The sequence below is a fragment of the Sphingomonas sp. NFX23 genome (genome assembly GCF_049887795.1).
GTDB lineage: Bacteria > Pseudomonadota > Alphaproteobacteria > Sphingomonadales > Sphingomonadaceae > Sphingomonas.
The window spans coordinates 134,037-145,611 of the sequence record NZ_JAGEKH010000010.1 but is presented as its reverse complement, the minus strand read 5'-3'; the positions used below and the strand labels follow the sequence as shown (position 1 = coordinate 145,611).

The 11,575-nt window shown below is 57.5% G+C and carries 12 protein-coding genes; all 12 read left to right on the top strand.

Annotated elements, in window-relative coordinates:
• Nucleotides 1-212 precede the first annotated feature (212 nt).
• The 12 genes from J4O76_RS22505 (at nt 213) to rpsK (ending at nt 11,515) form a co-directional block, all read left to right on the top strand.
• Nucleotides 213-5,090: a hypothetical protein gene (locus J4O76_RS22505; protein ID WP_426284345.1), complete on the top strand. Its 4,878-nt coding sequence runs from the start codon at nt 213-215 to the stop codon at nt 5,088-5,090.
• 48 nt (nt 5,091-5,138) lie between these two features.
• The gene (locus J4O76_RS22500; RefSeq protein ID WP_426284343.1) at nt 5,139-5,486 is read left to right on the top strand and encodes a hypothetical protein; all 348 of its coding nucleotides are present in this window, start codon (nt 5,139-5,141) and stop codon (nt 5,484-5,486) included.
• 214 nt (nt 5,487-5,700) lie between these two features.
• A complete protein-coding gene (locus tag J4O76_RS22495; protein ID WP_426284342.1) occupies nt 5,701-5,982 on the top strand; it encodes a hypothetical protein in 282 nt (93 codons plus the stop codon).
• 56 nt (nt 5,983-6,038) lie between these two features.
• Nucleotides 6,039-6,485 (top strand): hypothetical protein, encoded by a 447-nt coding sequence (locus tag J4O76_RS22490; protein WP_426284341.1) that lies wholly within the window; start codon nt 6,039-6,041, stop codon nt 6,483-6,485.
• A gap of 59 nt (nt 6,486-6,544) precedes the next feature.
• On the top strand, nt 6,545-6,763 hold the full coding sequence (locus J4O76_RS22485) for a hypothetical protein (RefSeq protein WP_426284340.1): 219 nt from the start codon (nt 6,545-6,547) through the stop codon (nt 6,761-6,763).
• Nucleotides 6,763-6,930 carry a hypothetical protein gene (locus J4O76_RS22480; protein WP_426284339.1) on the top strand — a complete coding sequence of 56 codons (168 nt, stop codon included), beginning with the start codon at nt 6,763-6,765 and terminating at the stop codon, nt 6,928-6,930. Before J4O76_RS22485 ends, J4O76_RS22480 begins: the two co-directional genes overlap by 1 nt.
• Before the next feature lie 432 nt (nt 6,931-7,362).
• A complete protein-coding gene (locus J4O76_RS22475; RefSeq protein WP_426284338.1) occupies nt 7,363-7,692 on the top strand; it encodes a hypothetical protein in 330 nt (109 codons plus the stop codon).
• A 524-nt stretch (nt 7,693-8,216) separates the two neighbouring features.
• Entirely contained in the window at nt 8,217-8,405 is a 189-nt protein-coding gene (locus tag J4O76_RS22470) for a DUF6771 family protein (RefSeq protein ID WP_426284337.1), read from the top strand.
• 1,389 nt (nt 8,406-9,794) lie between these two features.
• Complete coding sequence (locus J4O76_RS22465; protein WP_056482681.1) at nt 9,795-10,112, top strand: hypothetical protein; 318 nt, start codon at nt 9,795-9,797, stop codon at nt 10,110-10,112.
• A 160-nt stretch (nt 10,113-10,272) separates the two neighbouring features.
• Nucleotides 10,273-10,518, top strand: coding sequence for a hypothetical protein (locus J4O76_RS22460; protein WP_426284336.1), 246 nt, complete (start codon nt 10,273-10,275; stop codon nt 10,516-10,518).
• 154 nt (nt 10,519-10,672) lie between these two features.
• Nucleotides 10,673-11,041: a 30S ribosomal protein S13 gene (gene rpsM / locus J4O76_RS22455; protein WP_056015521.1), complete on the top strand. Its 369-nt coding sequence runs from the start codon at nt 10,673-10,675 to the stop codon at nt 11,039-11,041.
• Nucleotides 11,042-11,125: 84 nt separating this feature from the next.
• Nucleotides 11,126-11,515, top strand: coding sequence for a 30S ribosomal protein S11 (gene rpsK, locus J4O76_RS22450; protein ID WP_031395237.1), 390 nt, complete (start codon nt 11,126-11,128; stop codon nt 11,513-11,515).
• Nucleotides 11,516-11,575 lie beyond the last annotated feature (60 nt).

Here is an 11,575-nt window from a genome sequence, read left to right as displayed (position 1 = left end):
ACCGCCTCCGGCGCTGAACACCGGAGAGAACCTCGCCATCGTTGTAACGCCTGGTCGTACCGTCAGTCATATGCCTCACTCTTATCTAAGAGCGGGGCCCTGTCAGGTCATTTAGGGGGCCACCTCAGCAAGATGGTCCGCAGTCGAACGGCCATTGTCTCTATATCACCTTCTGGAACGCAGCGGGAGAACTTCTGACGGGTAACACCGTCTTGGCAAAGCGTATCGAATCGACCACCGTTGCGGCTGGTTGGGTTGAACTCGCACAGACTTTGAGCATCGATGGTGCGGCGGGAACTTTGCAGTGGCCAGCTACCACGGCGTTCTTCCGTGTCATGTATCGTTCTTCCGGCACGCCTACCGACATTGCTTTGCTCTATGCTGAAGATGTCGAAGCCAAGCTGGCGGCGGATGCCAGCGCGGTTGCCGCGTCTGGATCGGCTTCGAGTGCTGCAACCAAGGCAGACTTGGCAGGGCAGAAGGCGGAGGCGGCAAGCGGTAGTGCAGCTACGGCAGGCACGAAGGCGGGTGAAGCATTGGCCAGCGAGGGCAAGGCCGCAAAGAGCGCTAGTGATGCGTCTGGATCGGCTTCGAGCGCTTCGACTTCCTCGAATGTGGCAGCGACGGCAAAGACAGCGGCAGAGACCGCAGCGAAGCGTACCTTCCCGACGACGTTCGAAGACAATCTAGTCTACTTTAGTTCGCCGTTGCCTCGCACGGTGATCGATGGTGCGTATGTGTTCAGCAACGCCTCGGTTGGCACCTTTGCGAACATCCTCCGTCGCGGCGTATCCAGCAATGCACCGGGTAAGAAGTGGAAGGTGCGAATGCGCGCCAAGGCGGATCGCGCGGGCGCGAACACGCTTATGCGCGTCATGGCCTTTACCGATGACGGGCAGTCAACGAACCCGCCAACGCCTTACTACACTGAAGCGGTAGTTGCCGTTACAACCTCGTGGGCGTGGTATGAAGTCATTCTAGACGCTCCTACCAACGGTTCGTTGGTCGCGCCTATCGTCTACCCGTCCTACCCCGCGTTGAACGCCATCGTAAGCGTTTCGGCGCTTGAAATGTTCGATGCCACGAGCGAGCAAGCGGCGCTCGCATCTGCAACGGCGTCCGCTACTAGCGCGTCTACCGCAGCGGCATCGAAGAAAGATGCTGGCGACCAAGCTTCAGCGGCTAGCACGAGCGCGACCAACGCCAAGACAAGCGCGGGGGAAGCCAAGACAAGCGCCTCAAACGCCAGCACGAGCGAATCCGAAGCAGGCAAGAGTGCTGCAACCGCTTCGACGCAGGCGGGTGTAAGCGCGCGTGCTGCATCTGATGGCGCGGCAACGATAGCAAACGCGGATCGAAGCCCCGGCGCGGCTTTGAGCCTGTGGTCTTACAATGACTACAACACCTTCCGACCAACCACGCGACTGACAACAGAGTCGGTGGCGATCACATCGGTTGCCGGAACACTTCGTGTGAGCAGCGCGGGCGCGTTCCATATTCATCCGGTTGCACCGATTAGAATGCAGCCCGGTAAGCGTTACCGCGCTTTCGTTCGTTTCCGTATGACGGAAGACGGTCCACAGAGCAGCCACCACTATCTCTTCGCTTCGTTCTTCGATGCTAACGGAACTATCCTTACCGGTAATGTCGTCACGCTAACTGCAATGGGACCAACTACGGTTGCAGCCGGTTGGCAGGAGTTGAGCCGCGACTTTAGCAGCGATGGAAGCGGGGGCACTTATGGGGCACCCGCTGGAACCGCATTTATGCGTGTTATGTATCGCACGAGCGGCACCGCCGAAGAAATCGCACTTCTCTATATCGAAGATGTAGAAGGGCAGCTTGCTTCGGCAGGCTCGGCAAGTGCGGCTTCTGCTAGCGCGTCTACCGCAACAGCTTCGAAGGATTTGGCAGGCCAGAGCGCAAGCGCGGCTGAAGGCTCGAAGACTAAGGCGGAAACAGCAGCGGGTGCGGCGGAGATTTCACGCGCAGCGGCAGCTATCAGTGAGTCCAACGCGGCGGGTTCCTCGAATAGCGCGGCTACAAGTCAGAAGCTTGCGGCTTCGGCGGGTGCTACTCGTGGTCTTTCGACCAACGGTATGTTTGCGGCGGGCGATGTCGGCTTTACACGATCCGGCGTCTACTACGGCAACCTTTACCAAGGCGTTGGCTATCGTTCGAATACTGGCGTAGCTGGGACGGTTACCTCTGAACAGTTTATCCCGGTAGATATCAGCCGAACCTACCGACTGACTACCGCCTATGTCGTTCACGGCGTTGCACAGACAATCTATGTGGGCGTTGGTTGTTTCGACGCGCAAAAGGCATTCCTTGGCAACATCTACATGCCACAGATTCTGCCGATTATTCGGCCCGGTGGAACCATCGTCCCAACGGTGTCTAACGAATATTCGGGTTCCTACCCTGAAGCTACGCCAATGTTTCGACACGGCAGTTCGTTTCCAGCCGCGACCAAGTTTGTTCAGCCTCTTGCGTTTTTGAACTACGATAGCGTTGCGGGCGGTATCTCGGATATTAACGCGCTGTATCTCGAAGATATCACGAGCGAGAAGAACGCGCGGGACAAGGCACAGGCATCGAACGATAGTTCAGCATCTGCCGCCGCTAGCGCGAAGGGCGCTGAACAGAGCGCTTCGGCGTCGGAGATTTCGCGACAGGCGGCAGTCACTGCGAAGGGTGGCGCTGAAGCCGCGCGTGATGCAGCCGTTATCAGCGCTAGCAATGCTGAAGGATCGTCTAACACCGCCACGAGTAGTGCGGCGCTGGCGGCTACTGCGAACAGGGGCGCTACCACTACGGTTGCTTCGACCCTGCCTTCTGATTTCTCGCAAGGTTCGCTGTTTTGGTCCGCAAACTATAGCGGACCGGATACGCGCGATAAGGCTATCCCTGCACACTACAACTTCGAGACCGATACAGGTGTTCTCCGGGCTACTGGCGGCGGGTTCAATGATATCGCGCACTTGGCTTCGATCCCGCTTGTTAAGGGTAAGCGCCATCGTCTTACCGCTGTGTGGAATGTCATCAATGCGGCTGGCGCTCCTTCGGCTAACTGCACCCTGTATTTCATCGGTTTGAATGTGAACATGGCGGGTAACTTCACGCCGGGTGCAAACTATGTCATTCCGGGCAGTGGTCCCGGCTGGGGCGATAACAACGGCTTTCAGGTCAGCGTCTTTGACTACAATGACGATGACATGTTGGCAAACGGCTCAATCCGTGTTCGTGGCCTATTCCGCTACAACAATGACTCTCAGAATCAGCAATGGCGCTTAAAAAGCTTTGTTCTAGAAGACATCACGAGTGAGGCGAAGTCGCAGGACTTCGCGTCTGCATCGAACATTAGCGCAGGGGCCGCTAGCGCGAGCGCTGGTAAGGCTGGCGATTATGCGAGTGCTGCAAATCAGTCGAAGCTAGACGCACAGGCCGCAAGCGACAAGTCTCTCGGACAAGCTGGCATTGCAACTACGGCGGCGGCAACGGCGACTTCGCAAGCCGCACTTGCAACCACGAGCGCGACACTCTCGGCGGCTGTGTCGTCTGGTCTGGCGAACAGGGGCGCAACCTTCAGCGACTGGCCAGACGCAGCAGCCATTCCAACCTATTGGAGCGGGTGGGGTAACTCTGCCAATAACCGGAAGATCGGTATCGTTGGGCGCTATGGCTTCCAGCAATACGCAGCCAATGGCGCAGCCGAAACCGGTCTTTACTCTGATGCTCGATTCGACAACGGGTTTACCGCGCTGAAGTCTGGCACCTATGTGGTTGATGCGGAAGTCACCCTAGATGGCGGATCGTTTTACGGCTCCGGCGTGCTGTTCCGCGCGTTCGATGCCAACGGTGGAATCGTCCAAGATACTCCGCTTAACTTCGGTTCGATGAAGTCGGATATCTCGCCTGATGCCGCAACCGGCGACGGTATGGCGGGATCGCGATATCGCTTTACGGAACTGGTAACGCTTCCGGCTTCGACTGCATCGGTTGGTATGTATGCTATGACGCAGTGGGCAGGCTTCGGCGCGCGCGCTGAAAAGCTTCTTACTTGGCATAAGGTTGGGCCGCGTCGTGCTACACAGCAAGAAATCCAGTCGGGTAAGGTCGCGGGTCTAGACGCGCGGGTTACCACGCAGGCGGGCGCTATCTCGACCCTATCAGGTAAGAACATGGCGTGGCTTCAGCAAGATGTCTCGGCTGGCAATGGTCGCGCTATCGTCTCGCTGAAAGCCGATGGTGTTACGAATAGCTCGCAGATCGATCTTGCGGCATCGCAAATCCGCTTCATGAACTCTTCGGGTGGTATTCTCGCACCAACCTTCACGGTTGCCGGTGGCAATGTTTCGATTGCTGGCGACTTGTTCATGGGTTCGGGGCGCATCGTATCAACCAACGGAAGCTATATGAAGGTGCAAGGAACGGGCTTTGGAACCACGAATCAGTTCATCGAATGGTTCGGTCCAAACATGGCGATTTCGGCGTGTTCGGAAGCGAACGCGAAGTCATATCTTCGAACGGACGGACAGGCATACTTCGGCGGTGCATTGCTCGCGGGAACTTTGCGCACGAGCAACACTAATCCTTCGGTTCAGGCGAGCGTTACCGCAACTTCTGGGCCGATTAGTTCGAATGGTGGTGTTGTCGTTATCAATGTGAGTTGGTCCTACAACACCTCACAGGTTGCCTACTATGCCGGAACCCAAGCCGGTCTTCAGAACTTCCGAAATGTCGCCGCAAGCTATGGCGGCGTCAATAACGGTTCGGGTAGTTGGTCGGGAAGCCAAGTTAGAGATAACGGGACTTCCACACTAACTCTTTCGAAGGACGGTAATCCGGTTCAGGCACAGACCACCAACTCGGTTGTTTTCTCGGTTTTTGGGACTGAACCAAATCAGGGCGCGGGTGAAGATGGACAGTTGACCATTACAAGTTCGGCATCAATCGTGTTCACCTATAGCGATTCAACTCGGAACACGAACAACCGCGAATACACCGCCACGCTTGCACGATCTTCGGGCATTACGCCCGGTGGCGGGACTGTAAGACAGGGTGTCAGTATCAACACGGTAGAATGATGAACCGGTATGGGGGCGTGGTAACGCGCCCCCAATGATAAATACCGTATGACTCAAAAGACCTACACACCCGCACAAATCGAAGGCATGGAAAAAGCCGTAATGGCTTACCGTGCAGAACAGTTCGAAGCCGCTCGCCTAGCGCAGGAAGCACATCTAGCGAACATAAAGGCTATCGCTTCGAGTGACGCCTACAAGACAACTCTAGGGGCCTTGCGTGAAGTTCAGGACGAATACGCCAGTGACGAATCGGTAGGTTCGCACCTGATGGCGGTTGTTCGGATTCTTGACTATCTGGCGGGAATGCTCGGCGTGTCCGTTGCGGCAGAACCGACTACCGAAGATGTTCAGCCGTTGCCGGTTGAACCTTCCGAAAGCAACACGTCGGAAGCGTAATGGAAAAGTCGCAACTATATGCGTTTTATGCAACGCTGGCGGCTATCTGCTATCTCGCTACGATAGTAGCGGGCCCAGCCTTTATATCTCGCTACACCGAAGCCTTGGGTTTCGGTGGCATCATCGTCGGACTAATCGGCGTTATCAAGCTTCCGTCTACTCGCACGGTAACTATCGATAACACGCCAGCGCAGCCGGTTCCGGTTGATCCGTCATGACGCTAATCGACATCCTTCGAGCTATCAGCATGGTAGTTTGGCTTGGCGTAGGCATATCGCGCCTAACGTCGTTCGTCCGTATCTTTAAGGGAAACTACCGGTACTTCGATCAGCTTGGCGCTTTAATCTCGGCTACCGGCTTCCTATTCGCCGCGTTTAGCCTTCGCTGGTATCTTCCCGAATCCGTCGAACTATTCGCGGGGCTGTACGCGTTCTCGACACTTCTAGCGGTGTCGTTCTTCCGCACGCTTTGGCGCTATGAAGGTGCTGCAAAATGAGCGGCGTTACACCAATCGAAGTAGCGCAGACTGGCTTAACATGGGGATCAATCCTTATGAGCTTCGTTTTTTCGTCCGGTTTCTTGGCGCTGATAGGTGTCATGTGGAAGACCCGCGTTCCGATGACGAAGCTTAAACTCGATGGCGATAACAGCCTTCGAGCCGATCTTATGGGCGAACTCGCTAAACAAGATGCCGACCATAGCGCGCGTGTTACTCGGCTAGAGCAGCGGCTAGAAGATCAGCGCGGCATGTATGAAGCGCGTATCGAGTTCGAACGCGTTACGCACGCTAGCGACATCTCAACCATGCGCCATCGCATGAACAATCTAGATCAGTGCCTTACGATGCTCTTGGTTTTGATCGAAGAGAACCCGCAGAAGGCACAGGAAGCCGCTAAGCGCGTTCGGGAGATGCGAGCCAAGCAAGAGGCATCGGAAGCCGCAGAGAAGGCCACAATCGCCGCAGCACGCATTACAGCGACGGGCAACGGAACGCCGTAACGGGCTTGATCCACCTTCGGGCTTGCGGAATAATCCCGCTACCGAATCCGGGGGTGGCCATGACTGAACCCAAGTTTCCAAGCCTGTACCGCGCAGCGCTGCAACACGAACACCTTTCCGAACAGTGCGCAGACCCGAAGAAGCGGAAGGCGCATTTTGAAAGCTCGATGTGGTTCGAAGCCATATCCAATGTGTTGAGTGATCCTGAAAATGCGTGGATGCTCGAAGGACGACCACCGCCACGCCACCTACGCCTAGTGTGTATCGAGGAAGAGTGATGCAGGACCACGAACACGAAGCGACCGCGCTAGAGCTTCAAGACCGTATCGCGCGGATGTCCGATGTCGAAGTGCTAGCCGCGTATGAGGCGAGCGATGCGGAAGCGGGCGATCCTTGGCAGGACGCCTTGGCGGTGGCGATGCAGGAACGTGGCATTGACGATTGAAGGGGTGGGGCGGAAGTCTCGCCAATCGAAAGAGGCAATCGTTCTAATCGTCATCGTCTTGGGATCGCTCGGCCTATGGCTGAACCATCGGTCTGGGCAACGCGCCTTTTTGGTTCGGCACGGTCTGGATGATTACCGGGAGTTCGTTTGTAGCGGGGCTGATTGTGGACCGTATCGGGCGGGCAGGCGGCTTGCTCTTGATCGCGGATTGACGAACGGGCGTTCCTGCCCAAGCGAACCCGACGCGTACCGGCAGGGTTGCCTATCGCAGATCGCGGACGCGCTAGCTGATGGCGCTCCCGATTAGTGCATCCCTAACGAGCGCATAACGACGCCTGCAACGCTTGGCACATTCGTAGCGCCGACGAACGCCGCGCTAGCGTAGATGCACTTAGCCACATCAACCGTGATCGTGATGCGATCAATAAGGCGATGGATCGGTTTATCGGGTTTGCGAACGCGTGGAACGACCGGACGCTTCACTTTTTCAGGAACCGTTGGTTTCATCGCAACGAACTCGAACGGAGCAATGAACGCATTAACGCTGGTAAGAGCCGGAATAGCAGGAACGCCAACCTAAAGGACAATGCCAACATAAACGACGAAGTTAGCGAAAAAGCCAACGAACAGGACAACGACCATTTTAACGACCAAAACAATAATGTTGACCGCACCGTCAACATAACCGTAATAACAGCCAATCGGACTGTCATAGCCGAACAAGCAGCCGAAGTAGCTGGCGCAGGCAAAGTGGCAGTATAAAGGATATCGCGTTCGTAGCGCATAGCGCGGCCTTTCACCAAATCAGGTGTTATTGTGTAACATTCGCCGGTTTTTCTACCGGCGATTGGGTCCACCCCCGAACGCAACTCAGAGACTTTGCGACAAAGCGTGCCAAACAGCAAGTAGCTGACGGGTTTGCCAGTGGCTCGCTTCGTCGTGTTCGGGTGCGGCTTGGTCGAGCGGAATATTCGCGACGCGTGAACTTTCGCGGAACACGGAAAGCGCAAGGGGGTAAAACCGGAACGAAAAATCATTTCGAGACGGGCGGGTATCTGATGGATGCGCCATCTAATCGCCTAGAGGGCTGGTGTTCCCTATCTGTTCCTGTAAGATCGGGGCATGGAACAGCACCCGATTCTTGAGAACATCGCCCGTTTCTCGGTTTACGAGCTACAGGTGATCCTATCGCAGTCCGTCGAAGACGGTCCCGAAATCCTGCTAAAGCCGCTTGAAGCAGAGCTACGGCGGCGCGGGCATGATCCTTACCAGACGGTCCAATAGCCGTGGGCGGCATCATCACAGCCGAACGGATCGCCGAACTTATCGAGGATGCTCCCGCGTGGGCGCTGGTAGGGCTTACCGCGCCACGAGAAGGCTTGCGGGCAGATGCACGGCTCGAACTCGCGCAGCATGTCTATTCGGCATTGTTTCCGGTGAATGTCGAGGCGGCGCAAATGGCGTTGCCTTGGTAACCCCATGGGCAACACGCGTTTCAGGACGCTAGGGGGCTTCGCCAAGCATGAAGCGAATGTCGGCTGCATCTGTGGCCAGTGCGGGCGCAAGGGCGTCGTTCACCGCGATATCTTGGCGCGATGGTGTTTCGTAAAGCGGTTGAACTCGGCGCTCGAATGCCTGCCGGGATATCTTCGGTGCAGCGCGTGCGGTGCAAGGCCATCGCGGATCGTGCCAACTCCAAATCCGCCTAGCTTTCCGAACTACGGGCGGGACGAACGCCACTGGAAACGGTTGCAGCAGCGATTGCGCGGGTAGGGGGCTTTCTAAGCTGTTCGGTTCGTCATAGCCTCCCATGATGGACACGAAGCAACAATGATCCCGCTAGCGTTAGTCTTCGCATTCGTCGGCTACAGACGACCTCGCCTTACTTGGCTGAAAGCACTTTGCGTTGCGTTGGCGGCGGTCGTCGCGGTCATGTTCGTGGCCAACGGCATGCAGCGAACCGCGCTCGCCCAAGGCGCGGCGCTAAGTGTGTCGCCTTCTAGCTACGCTTTCATCTGGTGCTACTCGGCAGCGGTGATCGCGCTAGGACTATTCGTAGGCATCCTGATCGGACGCTGGCGCGGGCGGGGCTAGCGCGAAAAACGCGGTTTTGCGTGTGCGCCACATGCTTGCATTTGGGTAAAGCTCGCGCATTCGGATATCGAGAAGCTTTTTGGGCGCAAGTGAACGGCTTACGAATTTTGCTCTATGGTCATAGTAAAGGTCCCGGAACCGCCGGGGAACGACCGCTTCCGCCCACTTTCGGACGTTCTGCCTACCGACGAGGTTTCCCAACAACAGAGTTAGGCATCCACCTCAGCGGGATCGTAACGGAAAAGGATTGCCGTCAGCATTCGTCGAAGGCTGCGCCAATACGGTCGGCGAGCGACCGTTGCTTCACGATCTAAAAGTGCGTCGAACCATTCCGATCTAGGTCCGAAAAGATAGGCGTTTCGGGCGGTCGCGGAGACGAAAACGCCTTTTGACCACGCGTTCGAATAATAGACGAATCCGTCACCTGCACGGTCAAACGCAGTACTGCCGATGTGCGGATATCGGTCAAACATTGCCTGACCCTACACGGAGGGACGGCAGCTAACCAGCCGTTCGCTCCCCAAAGCGGACGGTCTGCATCCCTTCCCATTCCGAACGTTCACCGTCAGCACGTGCGGTTGCAATTGTGGCCTTAACTTGGGTGAAACTTGCGCGGCCACATCGGAATGCTGTCCGGCCGTAAACGCCCGGCGCGCGCAAGATACTCAAGGTAGATTCGGCGAACAAATGCGGGCTTTCGCTCCTACCGTTGCGCCGACGGAACAACCTGTTCTTCCGGGTGTTTTCCGGACAGTAACAGGGAGAGTATAATGTCAGATTACCGCACCACCGATACCGTCGTCGTGAAACGCCGCGGCCCGGGTACCACGATCGCCATCGTCTTGCTCGTCATCGTCGTGATCGTCGGCCTGCTGTTCGCCACCGGCTTCTGGAGCGCGAACGTCACCAAGAGTGGCGCGCTTCCCGAGGTCTCGGTCAAGGGCGGGGCATTGCCCAAGGTCGACATGGACTCGAAGGAAGTCGTCGTTGGAACGTCGAAGACCAAGGTCGAAGTCCCGAAGGTCAAGACCGAGACGGAAACCGTCGACGTTCCGACGATCGGCGTGAAGGACAATGGCGAGAAGTAAATCGCGCCTCGCGTAATGGAAAAGGCCTCTGCCGGTTGGCGGAGGCCTTTTTCGTAAATGCGTCAATTCGATCGCTATAGCGTGGCGCCGCTCTACTTCCCGTGGTGAATGGCGGGTGAGGGCATGGCGCTTTTTTCTTAATGGGGGCACAGCGTCGCAAATGGACGCACTCTCTCTATTCGGCCTAGCCGCGGTATCGTTCACCCTGCTATGCTACGCTAAGGAAGCCGGTTCGCACTGGTGGACGCTCGGCTTCGCATTCGGCTGCGTGCTCGGGTCGATCTACGGTTTCCTCCAGGGTGCGTGGCCGTTCGGGGTGGTCGAGCTGATCTGGACGGTCGTCTCGTTCCGCCGCTGGCTCAAGATGCGCCAAGCCGTGCCGCCTGCCGCGGAACCGCTCGCTTGACACTGCGTTAGCGCGCGCCTATTCGAACTCTCCCCGACACGACGGTTCCGGCGGCGCTTGTTTGCGTTCGTCGCTATCGTGCGTTTCGGTTCATCGCTAAGAGATGGGGTCTGTGCAGCCATGCCGGACCTCGTGGAGCAGGAGAACCAAGTTCATGGCACGTATCGCGGGTGTTAATATCCCGACCAACAAGCGCGTGGTGATCGCGCTGACCTATATTCACGGCATCGGTTCGACCAAGGCCAAGGAAATCGTCGCGAAGCTCGGCATCGCCGATACCGCACGCGTCCAGGACCTGACCGACCAGGAAGTCCTGCACATCCGCGAGACGATCGACGCCGATCACACCGTCGAGGGCGATCTGCGCCGCCAGACCTCGATGAACATCAAGCGCCTGATGGATCTCGCCTGCTATCGCGGCCTGCGTCATCGCAAGGGCCTCCCGGTCCGCGGCCAGCGCACGCATACCAATGCGCGCACCCGCAAGGGCAAGGCCAAGCCGATCGCCGGCAAGAAGAAGTAATCCACTTTTTCAATGGATTACTCCGCCGGCGCTGGTCCCAACGGGCCGCCCGGCGTCACGCAGATACAGGTCAGGAAATACACCATGGCACGCGAACCTCAGCGCATTAAGCGGCGCGAGCGCAAGAACATCACCTCTGGCGTCGCTCACGTGAATGCCAGCTTCAACAACACCATGATCACGATCACCGATGCCCAGGGCAACGCGATCTCGTGGTCGTCGGCCGGCGCAATGGGCTTCAAGGGCTCGCGCAAGTCGACTCCGTACGCGGCCCAGGTCGCAGCGGAAGATGCCGGCAAGAAGGCCGCCGAGCACGGCGTCCGCACGATCGAAGTCGAGGTCAAGGGCCCCGGCTCGGGTCGCGAATCGGCACTGCGCGCGCTTCAGGCAGTCGGTTTCCAGATCACGTCGATCCGCGACGTGACCTCGATCCCGCACAACGGCGTGCGCCCTTCGAAGCGTCGTCGCGTCTGATTTCTCCGACGTTGTCCGCGCGCGGTCGTCCCTGATCAGGTCGAACGTGCGTCGCGGATG